The sequence below is a fragment of the Pseudomonas sp. NS1(2017) genome (assembly GCF_002269425.1).
In the GTDB taxonomy this organism is placed as follows: Bacteria; Pseudomonadota; Gammaproteobacteria; order Pseudomonadales; family Pseudomonadaceae; genus Aquipseudomonas; species Aquipseudomonas reactans.
In genome coordinates this window covers 972565-987856 of sequence record NZ_CP022960.1, presented here as the reverse complement: position 1 = coordinate 987856, position 15292 = coordinate 972565, and the positions used below count along the sequence as shown (strand labels likewise).

Below are 15292 nucleotides of genomic sequence, written 5' to 3'. Positions count from 1 at the left end.
AGTTCTTCGCGAGCAAGCTCGCTCCTACAGTGACGGTCCCTTCCAGGATCAGTGGCCGTGGCTTCTGCCTACATGCGAGGGCTCAGCCTCGCTTGCTGCCACACTCCCGCTGACTTCCAGCCGCTGCAGAATCCCGCACTCGGGCCCGCCGCCGCAGCGTTGGCGCAAGTCCAGCAATTGCTCCTGCAACGCCAACAGCCCATCGATCCGTGCTTTCACATGGTGGATATGCTCGTCGATCAACGCATTCACGTTTTCACACTGGTCCTGTGGGCTGTCGCGCAAGCCCAGCAGGCTGCGGATTTCTTCGAGGGTCATGTCCAGGCTGCGACAGTTGCGGATAAACACCAGTCGCTCGGTGTGCGCGTGGGTGTAAACGCGGTAGTTGGCGTCAGTGCGCGCCGGGGGTGGCAGCAGGCCTTCCTTCTCGTAGTAACGGATGGTTTCCACCGGGCAGTCGGTCAGTTTGGCCAGTTCGCCGATCTTCATCGCAGCAATCTCCAAATGGGTGCTTGACCCTATAGTGGCTACAGGGTCTTTACTTGGCAACAGGCACCTTTACGGACGCGACAGAATGAGCGATTCCATTCACACCCCGCACAAACACGAGCATGATCACGACCACGATCATGCCCCGAAAAAACTCACGCCTGTACATGACCACGGCCACGGCGGCTCCTGCTGTTCCGGCACTCCGGCCCCGGCGTTGGTGCAACTGAGCGAGGCGCCCACAGCCGGCTCGCGGTTGAGCACCTTTCGCATCGAAGCCATGGACTGCCCCACCGAGCAGACGCTGATCCAGAACAAGCTGGGCAAGCTGGCCGGTGTGCAGCAGCTGGAATTCAACCTGATCAACCGTATCCTCGGCGTCACTCACGACTTGCCGAGTACTGCACCGATCATCGAAGCGATCAAATCCCTGGGGATGCAGGCTGATCCGATCGAAGAGGGCACCCCGGCCGCAGAGCCACCGGCCAAGAAACATTGGTGGCCCCTGGCGTTGTCCGGCGTCGGTGCGTTGGGGGCCGAAGTGCTGCACTTCAGCGGCGTCGCGCCCACCTGGGTGATCGCGCTGGTGGCGCTGGTGTCGATCCTCAGCGGCGGCCTCACCACGTACAAAAAGGGCTGGATTGCCCTGAAAAACCTCAACCTGAACATCAATGCCCTGATGAGCATCGCCGTCACCGGTGCGATCCTGATCGGGCAATGGCCGGAAGCCGCCATGGTGATGTTCCTGTTCACCGTGGCCGAGTTGATCGAAGCCAAGTCCCTGGACCGCGCGCGCAATGCCATCAGCGGCTTGATGCAGATGACGCCGGAACAAGCCACGGTGCAGCAGAACGATGGTTCCTGGGTTGAAAAGGAAGTCAAAAGCATAGAATTGGGGGCAATCGTGCGGGTAAAACCCGGCGAGCGCATCGGCCTGGACGGTGAAGTCACCGCCGGCCAATCCACCATCGACCAGGCGCCGATCACCGGTGAAAGCCTGCCGATCGAAAAGACCGTGGGCGATAAAGTCTTCGCCGGCACCATCAACCAGGCCGGTTCCCTGGAATACAAAGTCACTGCAGCGGCCGACAACTCCACCCTGGCGCGCATCATTCACGCGGTGGAACAGGCCCAAGGCGCCCGCGCGCCGACCCAGCGCTTTGTCGACAGCTTCTCGAAGATCTACACCCCGGCGGTGTTCCTGTTCGCCCTCGGCGTGGCCATTATTCCGCCGCTGTTCATGGCCGGCGCCTGGTTTGACTGGATCTATCGCGCGCTGGTGCTGCTGGTGGTGGCGTGCCCGTGTGCGCTGGTGATTTCCACCCCGGTGACCATCGTCAGTGGCCTGGCGGCGGCGGCGCGCAAAGGCATCTTGATCAAGGGCGGCGTGTATCTGGAGGGTGGTTACAAACTCGACTATCTGGCCCTCGACAAGACCGGCACGATCACTCACGGCAAGCCGGTGCAAACTGATTACCTGGCGTTGTTCCCCAATGTTGCAGATAGCGCGCCAGCCTTGGCCGCCAGTCTGGCTGGGCGTTCCGATCACCCGGTGTCGCTGGCGATCGCCAACGCGGCTGTGGATAAAAACCTGCCCACCCATATTGTGGATAACTTCGAGGCCCTGGCCGGTCGAGGCGTGCGTGGTGACATCAACGGCCAAACCTACCACCTGGGCAATCACCGCCTGGTGGAAGACCTGGGCCTGTGCTCGCCGGAGCTGGAAGAAAAACTCTTCGCCCTGGAAAAACAGGGCAAGTCCGTTGTGCTGTTGCTCGACAAATCCGGCCCACTAGCACTGTTCGCTGTGGCCGACACGGTCAAGGACAGCAGCCGCGAAGCCATCCAACAACTGCACGAATTGGGCATCAAGACCCTGATGCTCACCGGCGACAACACCCACACCGCCCAGGCGATTGCCGCCCAGGTGGGCATCGACCAGGCCCAGGGTGACCTGTTGCCGACGGACAAGCTGCAAGCCATCGAAACCCTCTATGGCCAAGGCCATCGCGTGGGTATGGTCGGTGACGGCATCAACGACGCCCCGGCGTTGGCCCGTGCCGAGATCGGTTTTGCCATGGCCGCAGCGGGTACCGATACCGCCATCGAAACCGCCGACGTGGCCTTGATGGACGATGATTTGCGCAAGATTCCGGCATTCATTCGTCTGTCGCGGCAAACGTCGAGTATCCTCAAGCAGAACATCGCCCTGGCGTTGGTGATCAAGGCGATCTTCCTGGCGGTCACCTTCCTGGGCATGGCCACCATGTGGATGGCGGTGTTCGCCGACATGGGCGTGAGCCTGCTGGTGGTGTTCAATGGCCTGCGCCTGTTGCGCAAGTAGAGATGAGAGGGTGGTGTGCTGAGTGCCGAGCTGAAGGCTTTTTTCATGGTCGCCCGCCTGGGCAGCATCACCCAGGCGGCGAAAAAACTCGGCCTGAGCCAACCCACGGTCACCACCCAGATCCGTAACCTGGAAAGCCAGTACGGCGTCGAGCTGTTCTACCGCGGCGGCCGCCGCCTCACCGTCAGCGACGAGGGTGCGCGCCTGCTGCCGATGGTCAAGGCGCTGTTGCAGCAGGAAGCGGACATCGAATTTTTCCTACGCAACAATGGCCAGGTCCAGGGCGCATTGAGGATTGCCGCCACGGCGCCTTACTACATCCTCGACCTGGTCAAAGCCTTCCGTGAGCGTCTGCCGCAAGTGGAAGTGTCGGTGGAAATCGGCAACTCCCAACAAGTGCTTGAAGCCTTGGATGACTACCGCGTCGACGTCGCCGCTTCCTCGCAACTGCTGGAGGACCCGCGCCTGATCCGCCGTGTGCTGGGCACCGACCCGCTGGTGCTGGCGGTGCATCGCAACCATCCCCTGGCCAAGCTGGATCACGTGCCGCTGAGCGCTTTGGCCGGGCACACCTTGCTGATGCGTGAAGCGGGCTCAACCACGCGGCGCCTGACTGAAGAACTCTTGCAAAGCGCCAACGTGAGCTACGGCCCGTTGCTGGAAATTGGCAGCCGTGAGTCGATCCGTGAGGCGGTGCTGCGCAACATTGGCATCAGCATCATTGCGCGGCAGGAAGTGCCGCATGATCCACAGTTGCGGGTGCTGACCTTCGAGAATGCGCCGCAGATTCCGGAGTATCTCTACTGCCTCAAGGAACGCAAAGGCGCGCGGTTGCCGGCGGCGTTTCTGGGGTTGGCGCAGGAAATGTCGCCGCTTTAACCAAAATCCACCAATACCACTATCACTCCCTTTTGCCTTTCTGCCACATGAGGGACGCATTGCCTGCCTAGCATGGGCTTCATCAGTTCGATGAGGTGCCTTGCATGAACACAGCCCTGACCCAACCCGGCGCGCCGATGAAAGTGCGCGGTATCCAGAAACGCTTCGGCGCCTTCACCGCGCTGGACAACGTCTCCCTGGACGTCGCCGCCGGCGAGCTGGTGTGCCTGCTGGGCCCGTCCGGTTGCGGCAAGACCACTTTGCTGCGCTGCATCGCTGGCCTGGAGCGCCAGGACAGCGGCGAACTTTACCTGGGCAGTCGTGATGTTTCCCTGCTGCCGCCCCAGGCGCGGGACTACGGCATTCTGTTCCAGTCCTACGCGCTTTTTCCCAACCTTACCGTCGAAGCGAACATCGGCTACGGCCTCACCGGCAGCGGTCGCGAGGAAGTGCGCAAGCGTGTCGGGCAGATGCTGGAATTGGTCGGCCTGGTCGGCAGCGAAAAGAAATACCCCGGCCAACTCTCCGGTGGGCAGCAACAACGCGTCGCCTTGGCCCGAGCTTTGGCGCCTGCACCTTCGTTGTTGTTGCTGGACGAGCCGATGTCGGCCCTCGACGCCCGCGTCCGTGAGCATCTGTGCACCGAACTGCGCCAACTGCAACGGCGCCTGGGCATCACCACATTGATGGTCACCCACAACCAGGACGAAGCCATGCTGATGGCCGACCGTATCGCCGTGATGAACAACGGCAAGGTCGAGCAATACGCCACGCCTCAGGAGATCTACGACCGCCCGGCCACGCCGTTTGTGGCGGAGTTTGTCGGCCAGGGCAACTGGTTGCCGTTCAGCCGCAACAGTGCCAGTCACGCCCAGGTCGGTGGGATGAACATGCGCCTGGCCGACGATGCCGGTGTGGCCAAGTCCGGCCGCTTGTTCTGCCGCCCTGAGGCGATCAGCGTCAACCCGCCGGTGCATGAAGAAAACCTGTTTCCGGCCAAGGTCCGCGAGATCACTTTCCTCGGCAACCGTTGCCGCATGAGTTTCGAGTTGGAGCAACTGCCCGGTCATCCGCTGCTCGCTGAATTGGCCCCGGAAGCCATGCCGCGCCTGGGCGCCCAGGACATCTGGGTGGCGTTGCCGCCGCGCAGCCTGCAGGTGTTTGCCTGAGATGGCCGCTGTCATGACGCTGCCACGACCGGTGTCCCGCGCCGAAACCGGCGACAAAATTTTCGTCGTCGGCGGCAAACTGCTGTGGCTGTTGCTGCTGGGCCTGGCTGTCTTGATGCCGCTGCTGGCGATCTTCTGGCGCGGGTTCAGCAGTGAAGCCGGGCAGGGCGGTGGTCTGGTGGCTGCGCAGGAACTGATCACCAGCGCCAACTTCCACTGGCTGCTGGGCAATAGCCTGAAAGTTTCCCTCAGCGTGGCGGCCATTGTCGTACCGCTGGCCTACCTGTTTGCCTACGCCCTGCAACGCACGTTGATCCCCGGCAAGGCGATCTGGCGCGGCATGTCGTTGCTGCCGTTGATGGCGCCGTCGATGTTGCCGGGCATTGCGCTGGTCTACCTGTTCGGCAACCAGGGCATGCTGCGCGGGTTGCTCTCGGACAATATCTACGGCTTCTGGGGCATCGTTCTTGGGGAAGTGATCTACACCTTCCCACACGCCTTGATGATTCTGCTGTCGGCGCTGTCCCTGGCGGATGCGCGCCTGTTCGATGCGGCCTCCAGCATGGGCGCCAGCCCGGCGCGGGCGTTTCGCAGCATTACCTGGCCGGCCACGCGCCAGGCCGTGTTCGCCGCGTTCTGTCTGGTGTTCACCCTGACCATCACTGACTTCGGCGTGCCCGTGGTGGTGGGTGGCGATTATCAGGTGTTGGCGCTGGAAGCCTACAAGGCGGTGGTCGGCCAGCAACAGTTCGGTCGCGGCGCGCTGATCGGCATGGTGTTGCTGCTGCCGGCGCTGTTCAGCTTTGCTGTGGATGCCTGGCTGCGCCGCCGTCATGGCGATTCCATGAGCGGCCGTGCCCAAGTGTTCCAACCGGCGCCATCGCGCATGAGGGACGGCTGCTACCTGGCCATCGTGCTGCTGATCTGCGCCGTGTTACTGCTGGTGTTCGGCATGGCGGTGTATTCGTCGCTGGTGAAGTTCTGGCCGTACAACCTGTCGCTGTCGCTCAACCACTACCAGTTCGAAGACACGGCTGGCGGCGGCTGGCTGGCCTATCGCAACAGCCTGACCATGGCGCTGTGCAGCGCATTGATCGGTAGCGTGTTGATCTTCACCGGCGCCTACCTGATGGAAAAGACCAAGGGCCAGAAGGGGCTGAACCTGGCCCTGCGCATGCTCAGCTTTGTGCCGATGGCCGTACCGGGCTTGGTGCTGGGCCTGGGTTACGTGTTCTTTTTCAACCTCAACGGCAACCCGCTGCATGTGTTCTACGGCACCATGACGTTGCTGGTGGTGTGCACCATTGCTCACTATCTGACCACCGCGCAGATGACCGCCACCACGGCGCTGCGCCAACTGGACGCCGAGTTCGAAGCCGCCGCCTTGTCCCTCAAGGCGCCGCTGTACCGGCATTACCTGAAAGTGACGGTGCCGATCTGCCTGCCGGCGTTGCTGGACATCGTGCGCTACCTGTTTGTGTCGGCGATGACCACCGTGTCAGCCGCGATCTTCCTCTACAGCCCCGACACCATCCTCGCCGCCGTCGCCGTGTTGAACATGGACGACGCCGGCAATGTGGGCGGCGCGGCGGCCATGTCGACCTTGATCCTGTTCACTTCGGCCGGCGTTTCGCTGCTGCTGGCGTGGGCCTCACGTGGCGCGTTGCGCCGCTCCCAAGCCTGGCGCCAAAGCGCACCCGGCCAATAAATATCCCTGAAGGAGGTGCTCCATGTTCAAGCCCCTGGCGCTGGTCGCTGCCGTACTGACTGCATTCAGCCTGAATGCCTTCGCCAAGACCGAGTTGACCGTGTACACGGCCCTTGAAGCCGAGCAGTTGAAGACCTACAAAAAGGCCTTTGAACAGGCCAACCCTGATATTGAAATCAAATGGGTACGCGACTCCACCGGCATCATCACCGCCAAGCTGCTGGCCGAGAAAGACCGCCCGCAAGCCGACGCCGTCTGGGGCCTGGCCGCTTCCAGCCTGGCGATCCTCGATCAGCAGGGCATGCTGGACAACTACGCGCCGAAGGACCTGGACAAGATCGGCAAAAACTACCGCGACGCCGCCAACCCGCCGGCCTGGGTCGGCATGGACGTGTGGGCCGCAACGATTTGCTTCAACACCGTCGAAGCCGAAAAGCAGGGCCTGACCAAGCCGGTGAGTTGGCAGGACCTGACCAAGCCTGAGTACAATGGCAAGATTGTCATGCCCAACCCGGCCTCGTCCGGCACCGGTTTCCTGGACGTCAGCGCCTGGCTGCAGACCTACGGCGAGAAGCAAGGCTGGCAGTACATGGACGACCTGCACCAGAACATCGGCCAGTACGTTCACTCCGGCTCCAAGCCGTGCAAGCTTGCGGCTTCGGGTGAGTTCCCGATCGGCATTTCCTTCGAATACCCGGCTGTGCAGTTGAAGCGTCAGGGCGCGCCGCTGGACATCATCCTGCCGAAAGAAGGCCTGGGCTGGGACATCGAAGCCACTGCCGTCATGAAGGGCACCCACAACGCCGACGCCGCGAAGAAGCTCGCGGATTTCTCCGCCAGCCCGGCTGCCATGGACTTGTACAAGGACAACTTCGCCGTCCTCGCCCAGCCTGGCATTGCCAAGCCGCAGACCGAATTGCCGGCCGACTATGAACAGCGCCTGATCAAGAACGACTTCGCCTGGGCTTCGAAAAACCGAGACAGCATCCTGACCGAATGGCGCAAGCGCTATGACGGCAAGTCGGAAAAACAATAATTTTCACCTCTACCTGTAGGAGCGAGCTTGCTCGCGAAGAACGAATAGGCGACGCGAGCAACCAGAAGCGCTGCGTCATCGTTGACGCTCTTCGCGAGCAAGCTCGCTCCTACAGAGGGCTGCGAAATCCATGACGAAGCACAGTGATCTACTGATTATCGGCGCCGGCATCCTCGGCCTGTCCCACGCCTTCGCCGCCGCCAAACGCGGGCTCAAGGTCAAGGTGTTCGAACGCAGCGCCACGCCACTGGGCGCCTCGGTGCGCAACTTCGGCCAGGCCCTGGTCACCGGCCAACCGCCGGGGCCGATGCTGGACCTGGCACGGCAAAGCCGTGACATCTGGGGCCATTGGGCGAAGGTCGCCGGGCTGCAACTCAAGCGCAACGGCGCGTACCTGTTCGCCCGCACCGAAGCGGAAGAACACTTGCTGGAAGCCTTCTGTGAGGGGCGTGCACAAGAGCACGGGTACAACGTCGAACTGCTGCAAGGCGCGGCGATGAAGGACCTGTATGGCGGCCAGTTCCGCCATCACCGCGCTGCGCTGCACGGCAAAGACGACCAGCAACTGTATTCCCGTGAAGCGATCCCGGCGCTGATCAACTACCTGGCGCAAGAACTGAACGTGGAGTTCTACTTCTCCACACTGGTACGCGACGTGGAGCCGGGCCAGTTGCACAGCACGGCGGGTAGTTTCCGGGGCGAACAGATCATCGTGTGCTCCGGCCACGACTATCAAACCCTGCTGGCCGAAGCGATGGCCGAACTCAACCCGAGCATCTGCCGCCTGCAAATGTTGCGTGCCCGGCCCACCGTGAACCTGAACCTGCAACACGCGTTGCTCACCGGCTTGAGCTGCGTGCACTACGGGGCTTTCGCCGACCTGCCGGAAGCGGCGCCGGTTCAGGCGCAAATCCTGCGCGATGCACCGCACCTGCACGAACACGGCATTCACCTGCTGATCAGTCCGACGCCCCATGGCGAACTGATCATCGGTGATTCTCATGACTACGGCAGCGACGCGTCGCCCTTCAACGCCGAGCAGGTGGATGACTGGATGATCGAACTGGCTGAGCAGACCTTGGGCTGCAAAATCCAGGTGGTGGAGCGTTGGCAGGGTGTGTACGGCTCGCGGGGGCCGGGGCCGTTTTCATTCCTGCGCGTGGCGCCGGGAGTGAGCGCCGCGTTGATGCACACGGGCGTGGGCATGAGCGTGGGGCCGGCGATGGCCGAGCGCAATATCAGTACCTTGTGGGGAGCTGCGTGATGAACCCGGAACAGACCATCGCCGACGTCTTCGGCTTGTATGAGCAGCACGGCACGGCGGATTACATCGGCGAACCGGTGTCGCAGATCGAGCACATGTCCCAGGCCGCGCAACTCGCCATGGCCGAAGGCTTTGATGATGAAGTGGTGCTGGCGGCGTTTTTCCACGACATCGGGCATCTCTGCGGCCAGGGCGAGGAAAACATGGGCGGTTATGGCGTGGTCAGCCATGAACGGTTGGGGGCGGATTATCTGCGTCGCGCAGGGTTCAGCGAACGCATGGCCAAGTTGGTGGAATATCACGTGCAAGCCAAGCGCTACCTGACCTTCAGCCAGCCGGACTACTACGCGCGCCTGAGCGAAGCCAGCCGTCGCACCTTGGCGTATCAGGGTGGGGTGATGAGTGCCGAGGAGGCCCAGGCGTTCGAGCAGGACCCTCTTTGGGCGGTGAGTCTGCGCATGCGCCACTGGGACGAACAGGCCAAGCAAATGCAGGTGCCTGTGCTGGATTTGCAGATGCTCAAGGCGAAGGCCGAACGGCTACTGGTCGTGTCGACACACCGCACGCCCAACGCAGATTCGCCGCCTGTAGTTGGCTGAGCCACGTTCTTAAAGTGAGTGCTTCTTCCCAGAGGAGCATTCTCATGCGTTATTTGAAGGCGATCGCTCAAGACCGCAGCGGCAACGGTGTGGCCGATACGATCCTGCTGCATTTTTATGAGCGTAGTTCCAACAAGCCTGATGAACTGATACATGAAGCCGTTGCAGTCGATATCAATGCCGATGGCGTGACAGACTTTCAATTCGTGGCAGATACCAACGCGGCTGGTATGGGCAATGTCGCCGACAAATTGTTGCTCAAGGCATTCGCGCAGACGTTTCTCAAGCTGCGCTGGTTCAACACAGGTGAAAACTCAAAGCGCGTACTCGTGTTGGTAGCTACTCAGTACTCCCCTGAAGGTGTACCCAATGCTGTCGAGATGGGCTTTTTCGACCGGCTCAGTCCTGTTCGAAAACCCACGCTTACATTTCGGGCCGCAGGCTATGACGGTGATGGTAACGGCGTGCTGGAGTCATTTACTCCCACCGATGTAAATAACGACGGCATTGCCAATACTGCCGACAAGGAGCTGATTCGGTCGATGTGCAACAGCTTCCTGGCCTTCAAGTGGTATGACGAAGCCAGCACGGATGTGATTGAGCCCCAACAGCGAAGTGGGCCCGCGCGTTACTTGAAAGTGACTGCCCAGGACATGAGCGGAAATGGCCGTGCTGATACGGTCATCCTGCACTTCTATCAGCAGGTGGCTGGATGCCCTGATGAATTGGTCCATGAAATCTTCGCGGTGGACATGAGCGCAGATCGCAAGGTGGATCTGCAATGGGCAGAAGACCTGAACCCCGACAGTCGGCCTCGAATGTTGGAAAAACATCGGGTGGATACCTTTGCTGACAGCTTTTTGAAGTTGAACTGGTTCAACAAGCGTAGCCACTGGCAACGTACGCTCACGATGTACGTTGATCGCTTTGGGAAAACCGGGGGCCCGGATGCGATCAAACTGGACTTCCATGAACGCACGGCGGCTCAGAGCAAAGGGTCACTGGTCTATGCGATCGCTGCCTATGACGACAACTCCGACGGTGTGCTGGAATTGCTTTCCAAGTCTGGCGTTGATTGCAATGGTATCGCTGACAGCGCCGATCCCGCGCTGATTCGAACCCTGTGTGCGACCTTCCTGGCCTTCGAATGGCATGCAGCGGAGGTGCAATGCGCTATTTGAAGGTTTTCGCACAGGACCGAACAGGAACTGGCCGGGCGGACACGGTGTTGCTCGAGTTTCACCAGAGCACGCCTGGTAGTGAAGACAGCCTGGTCAATAGCGCTGTGGCCTACGACTTCTCGGCTGACGGAAAAGTCGACTACAGCAGAGGGGATGTGACGAACGATGGCCGGGAAAGTCGTCTTGATAAAATGTTGCTGGACCGCTTTGCCACTGTCTATTTGAAGCTCAACTGGTTTAACGCCGGGACTGCCTCAGAGCGTTACATGAAAATTTTTTCCGAAGACTTTTACAATGACGGCACGCCCGACACTGTGCGCCTGCACGTGCAGGAGGGGTCGGGGATGAGTAACCCACACAAACTGGTTGCCTGGAACGCCACGTATGACTTTGATAACGACGGAAAGCTTGAATGGAACATTCACGCCGATATCAACCATGATGGTGTGATCGACGCCGTTGACAACCAATGGGTCCAGCTACTCGCCGATCTCTACCTCAAGTTCAATTGGCACGAACCCGAATTATTTGAGATCAGGGTCATAGATATCCCGGCTCATTGAGCGCTGAACCTGGCTCAGTTTCGGCTATGGGGTCACGGGCGAAAGAGGCGATCGAGCTGAACCCGCTTTACGACTACTGGCTGTGTAGATTGACCTTACGGCAAACGCAGATGTGCCGTCTGGAGGCAGCGTGGTCGCGTCATTATGGTGTTTGCTTCTTAATTTAAGGAGCAACACTGATGCGCTACTTGAAAGCCACCGCCCAAGGCAAGGAATGCAAGGGGGCCGCCGATACGGTCATCCTGCAGTTTTATCAGCATCACACGGGCTGTCCGGATGAGATGACCTATGAGGTCATCGGTGTGGATAAGACGGTGGACGGCAAGGTCGACGACCTGCGTCTGGGCCCTGTAGATCCCAATGCGTTGGACCTGGATAAACGTCAGCTTGAGGTCTTCGCCAGTACTTTTTTGAAGCTCAACTGGGTTAGCGCAGGTAGCCATTTGCAGCGCACGCTAACCCTTTACGTCGACCATTTTGGCAAAACCGGAAGGCCGAATGCGGTCAAGTTGGACTTCCACGAGAGAATGGGGACGGGAGGCAAAACGTCGCTGGTGTATAAGGCCGCCGCTTATGACGGTGACAGCGACGGCGTGCTTGAGTCGTTCACCAACAGTGATGTCGACCGCAACGGAGTCGCCGATAAGGCGGATAAAGAGGTTATCCGCTCGCTATGCAAGGCCTTCTTGGCTTTGGCGTGGTACGAGCAGTAACGGCCTCACGCTTCGTCCAGTCGTGTGGCCAACGCCTCGACCTGCTCTTGGCGCTCGGTCTGGCTCAGTTTGGCGTTAAGGTTAAGGGACGACCATTGCGGGTGGGCGCGGGCTTTGTGCAGCGCGTCCGGCAACTTGCCTTCGCGCCAGGTCTTATCCTGGGGGGTGTCAACCTTGATGCTGTGCATCGCCGCATGGCCGCGCAGGTTCAGGGCCTTGAGCAGCTGGCGCTGACGCAGGGCGAGCAGGCGCAGCACGCTGTCATCAACGGTCAGCTCTCGCTGGCCTTTGATTTTGCCCAGCAACCGGCTGCCATAGCTGCGCGCGGTCTGCAGCGCGCCACCGGCAATCGCGCCGGCCAGGGCGGCGGCGCCCAAGGTCAGGCCGCCGACCAGCAGGTCCACACCCGCACCGGCTGCCGCGCCTGCGGCGATCCCTCCACCGACGCGCACGCCGAGTTGCTTGAGGGTTTCCGGGTTGAACAGGTCATCGCCCCAGCGCCCATCCAGCAGCGGCAAGTCACTGGCGGCAGCGTCTTGTGGGCGGAAGCCAAATAATTTGAGCAGGGCTTCCACACATTTCTGTTCACGTTGGCGCACGGCTTTGCGCAGGTCGCTGATGGCTTGTTGCTCATCTTCGGTAACCACACTGCGGCGACAGGCGGCGCAGTCGATCAGCAATTCTGCGATCAATCGAGCAGCACTTTGCTGGCGGGCCTGGCGCTGGGCCTCCTGATCAAGAATCAAGCGCTGCAACTGTGGCCGTGCGCTTTCCAGCAACAGCGCGAGGCTTTCATACAGCCGACGTTCACCGTCTTCCGGGGGCGCCACGCTGTCGAATCGCACCAGCGCATGCAGGCCCAGCCGAGCCAGGGCTTCGCGCCAGTCCGGCTCGCGATGGTCGCTGCTGCTGACGAAATTGAGCACCGGCAGCAACGGCTTGCCGCAACTGGCCAGCACCTGTAGCTCGTCGCGGTACTTGGCCAGCACCGGCTCGCGGGCGTCGATCACATACAGGCCGGCGTCCGAGGCCAGCAGTTGGCGCAGCACCTTGGCTTCCTGTTCGAAACGCTGGCGTGCTTCGCTGCCATCGAGGAAGCGCGCCAGGCGGGCCGGGCCGTCGAGGCGTTCGCCGGGGCGATCCAGGCGCTCCAGGTAATCGAGCAGGGCGATGGCGTCTTCCAGGCCGGGTGTGTCGTACAACTCCAGTAAAGCCTCCCCATCCACCGACAAGCGTGCGCCTTCGACATGCCGCGTGGTGCTGGGGCGATGGGAGACTTCGCCGAAGCCCACGTCCCGGGTCAGCGTTCGCAGTAACGAGGTCTTACCGACATTGGTGTGGCCGACCACGGCGAGTTTCAAAGGCTTAGTCATGACCCGTCTCCAGCCAGTCCAACGGTGCGCAGTCGGCGAACGGCAGCTCAAGTTGCTGCAACGCGGCGTGCCAGTCGCCCAGGCGTTCGGCGTCCAGCGCCTGGCCGGGCGGCGCTTGCAGCAACCAGACGCGGGTGGCGGTGGCGCTGCGCGCGAGTTCGGCGATCAGCGCCAGGCTGCCGCGATCCGGCGAGCGGCGTGGGTCGCAGGCGATGGCCAGGCGTGCGGGCGGGAAGCGCGAGAGTTGCTCCAGCAGTTTGTGGCGTGATTCGCGGCTGTCGAGGATGCCGGCGTTCTTCACGCTGGCGGGCAGTTTGGGCGGCCAGGGATGTTGATCGTCCAGTTCAATGGCAACCAGCAGGGCGCCGTCGCTTTCCAGTTCACTGACGCCGCCGCTGATGGGGTGCAACTGCTCGGGTGCAACATCGTTGACCCCAAGGCGCTCGCTGCTCGGCATCAGGCGTTCGCGTAATTGGCTGTAGCCGGGCAGGTTGAGGTCCAGGCGCAGGGCGGCGCGTCCGCGTTTCCAGCGCCACAGGCACAGCAACGCGAGGATCAGACGGGGCAGCAGGCCATAGACCAGCAGCACGCCGACCAGCCAAGCGGCCCAGGCTTGGCGGGCGCTTTCGATATTCAGGGCGGAGTCGCCGCTGGCGCGGATCATCTCGACGGTCGGCACATTGAAGCCCAACAGAGCAGGCAAGGTGCCGAGGGCCTGGGTGACGGCGACGAAGGTGTCGGCACCGAGAATGGTGGTTTCCCACACGAAGCCGTAGCGGCGGGTGGCGAGTAGCGTCAGGAGAATCACCATGGCGCTGAGCAATGCCAGCAACCACAGGCTGTTGACCAGCACGCCCACGGCCCAGCGATTGAGTTTTTGCCGTTGCAGCAACAGTAAAAGTGCTGGCGCCAACTGTGCAGCCTTGGCATCACGGGCGAGCTTTTCGCTGAGCCACAACCACAGTCGCCCGAGGCTGGCACTGTGTTCACCGGCAAACAGCAGGCCCAACGCCCAACTGATCAGCAGGATCAGGTTCAAACCAAGCAGGCTGCCCAAGGCCCAGAACACATTTACCGGTGTTAGACCGTTGCCCAGTGCAGCAAACGCCAGCCCTGCGCCGCTGATCACCGCGACAATTGCCAGCAGCACCAGCGCCAGACGCGCACCTTGCAGCCAGCGGGTGAGGGCGTTCGTGAGCCCATCGCGTTCGGCCAAGTGCAAGGCGCGCTGCTGGATACGTCTCGACAGGTCGCCCCCGGTCGTGCGGGCCAGGCGGTTGGCTTCCAGGTCTTCCAGCGGGCCCGCGTGTTCTTCGCGCAGGCGCACGGTTTCTGTCAGCCAGAGTGTGTGCAGTGGAGTCACGCGTAGTCCTGTTGTGTTTGTGAGCCTGGAGCATAACCCCTGGCTCGGGGCTCTGGTATTCTCGTCGGCATGAAAAAAACTCTCCCTTTAAGCCTGATCGCAGCCCTCGGTGAAAACCGTGTGATCGGCGTCGACAACAGCATGCCCTGGCATTTGCCAGGGGATTTCAAATATTTCAAGGCCACTACCCTGGGCAAGCCGATCATCATGGGGCGCAAGACCTGGGATTCCCTGGGCCGACCGCTGCCGGGGCGCTTGAACATCGTGGTTAGCCGTCAGACCGATCTGGCGCTGGAAGGTGCGGAAGTTTTTCCGTCACTGGAGGCGGCGGTAGAGCGCGCAGAAGAATGGGCCAAGGCGCAAGGTGCGGACGAGCTGATGCTGATCGGCGGTGCGCAGTTGTATGCGCAGGGGCTGGAGCAGGCGGATCGCCTGTACCTCACGCGGGTGGCGTTGAGTCCGGAAGGGGATGCATGGTTTCCGGAGTTTGATGCAGGCCAGTGGAAGCTGGTGTCGAACCTGAAGAATCCAGCGGAAGGCGAAAAGCCGGCGTACAACTTTGAGGTGTGGGAGCGAAACTGACTGTAGGAGCGAGCTTGCTCGCGAAGAAC

At 61.4% G+C, this 15292-nt stretch carries 14 protein-coding genes; 11 read left to right on the top strand and 3 right to left on the bottom strand.

What is annotated here, in order from left to right; translation table 11 throughout:
• Nucleotides 1-48: 48 nt before the first annotated feature.
• A complete protein-coding gene (cadR, locus tag CI807_RS04770) occupies nucleotides 49-489 on the bottom strand; it encodes a Cd(II)/Pb(II)-responsive transcriptional regulator (RefSeq protein WP_095013904.1) in 441 nt (146 codons plus the stop codon).
• A gap of 85 nt (nucleotides 490-574) precedes the next feature.
• Between cadR and CI807_RS04765 the strand changes: the two genes are divergently transcribed.
• The 10 genes from CI807_RS04765 (at nucleotide 575) to CI807_RS04715 (ending at nucleotide 11945) form a co-directional block, all read left to right on the top strand.
• Complete coding sequence (locus CI807_RS04765) at nucleotides 575-2833, top strand: heavy metal translocating P-type ATPase (protein WP_095013903.1); 2259 nt, start codon at nucleotides 575-577, stop codon at nucleotides 2831-2833.
• A 15-nt stretch (nucleotides 2834-2848) separates the two neighbouring features.
• Nucleotides 2849-3712: a LysR family transcriptional regulator gene (locus CI807_RS04760; RefSeq protein WP_016979030.1), complete on the top strand. Its 864-nt coding sequence runs from the start codon at nucleotides 2849-2851 to the stop codon at nucleotides 3710-3712.
• Nucleotides 3713-3816: 104 nt separating this feature from the next.
• On the top strand, nucleotides 3817-4881 hold the full coding sequence (locus CI807_RS04755; RefSeq protein WP_028618341.1) for a putative 2-aminoethylphosphonate ABC transporter ATP-binding protein: 1065 nt from the start codon (nucleotides 3817-3819) through the stop codon (nucleotides 4879-4881).
• A 1-nt stretch (nucleotide 4882) separates the two neighbouring features.
• Nucleotides 4883-6589, top strand: coding sequence for a putative 2-aminoethylphosphonate ABC transporter permease subunit (locus CI807_RS04750; RefSeq protein WP_095013902.1), 1707 nt, complete (start codon nucleotides 4883-4885; stop codon nucleotides 6587-6589).
• A gap of 22 nt (nucleotides 6590-6611) precedes the next feature.
• Entirely contained in the window at nucleotides 6612-7625 is a 1014-nt protein-coding gene (locus tag CI807_RS04745) for a putative 2-aminoethylphosphonate ABC transporter substrate-binding protein (protein ID WP_095013901.1), read from the top strand.
• Nucleotides 7626-7755: 130 nt separating this feature from the next.
• Complete coding sequence (locus tag CI807_RS04740; protein ID WP_095013900.1) at nucleotides 7756-8889, top strand: TIGR03364 family FAD-dependent oxidoreductase; 1134 nt, start codon at nucleotides 7756-7758, stop codon at nucleotides 8887-8889.
• Nucleotides 8889-9488: a phosphonate degradation HD-domain oxygenase gene (locus CI807_RS04735; RefSeq protein WP_095013899.1), complete on the top strand. Its 600-nt coding sequence runs from the start codon at nucleotides 8889-8891 to the stop codon at nucleotides 9486-9488. The genes CI807_RS04740 and CI807_RS04735 overlap by 1 nt, the downstream gene beginning before the upstream one ends.
• Nucleotides 9489-9532: 44 nt before the next feature.
• Complete coding sequence (locus CI807_RS31675) at nucleotides 9533-10669, top strand: hypothetical protein (RefSeq protein WP_256578711.1); 1137 nt, start codon at nucleotides 9533-9535, stop codon at nucleotides 10667-10669.
• The gene (locus tag CI807_RS04720; protein WP_095013898.1) at nucleotides 10657-11232 is read left to right on the top strand and encodes a hypothetical protein; all 576 of its coding nucleotides are present in this window, start codon (nucleotides 10657-10659) and stop codon (nucleotides 11230-11232) included. The genes CI807_RS31675 and CI807_RS04720 overlap by 13 nt, the downstream gene beginning before the upstream one ends.
• Nucleotides 11233-11411: 179 nt before the next feature.
• A complete protein-coding gene (locus tag CI807_RS04715) occupies nucleotides 11412-11945 on the top strand; it encodes a hypothetical protein (protein ID WP_095013897.1) in 534 nt (177 codons plus the stop codon).
• Between the two features lie 5 nt (nucleotides 11946-11950).
• Here the strand turns inward: CI807_RS04715 and CI807_RS04710 are convergent, their stop codons facing one another.
• Both CI807_RS04710 and CI807_RS04705 read right to left on the bottom strand, forming a co-directional pair.
• Nucleotides 11951-13318 (bottom strand): DUF3482 domain-containing protein, encoded by a 1368-nt coding sequence (locus CI807_RS04710; RefSeq protein WP_095013896.1) that lies wholly within the window; start codon nucleotides 13316-13318, stop codon nucleotides 11951-11953.
• Nucleotides 13311-14681 (bottom strand): DUF2868 domain-containing protein, encoded by a 1371-nt coding sequence (locus CI807_RS04705; RefSeq protein ID WP_095013895.1) that lies wholly within the window; start codon nucleotides 14679-14681, stop codon nucleotides 13311-13313. Before CI807_RS04705 ends, CI807_RS04710 begins: the two co-directional genes overlap by 8 nt.
• A 69-nt stretch (nucleotides 14682-14750) precedes the next feature.
• On the opposite strand from CI807_RS04705, the gene CI807_RS04700 reads away from it, so the two are divergent.
• Nucleotides 14751-15263, top strand: a complete 513-nt coding sequence (locus CI807_RS04700; protein ID WP_095013894.1) for a dihydrofolate reductase — start codon at nucleotides 14751-14753, stop codon at nucleotides 15261-15263.
• Nucleotides 15264-15292 lie beyond the last annotated feature (29 nt).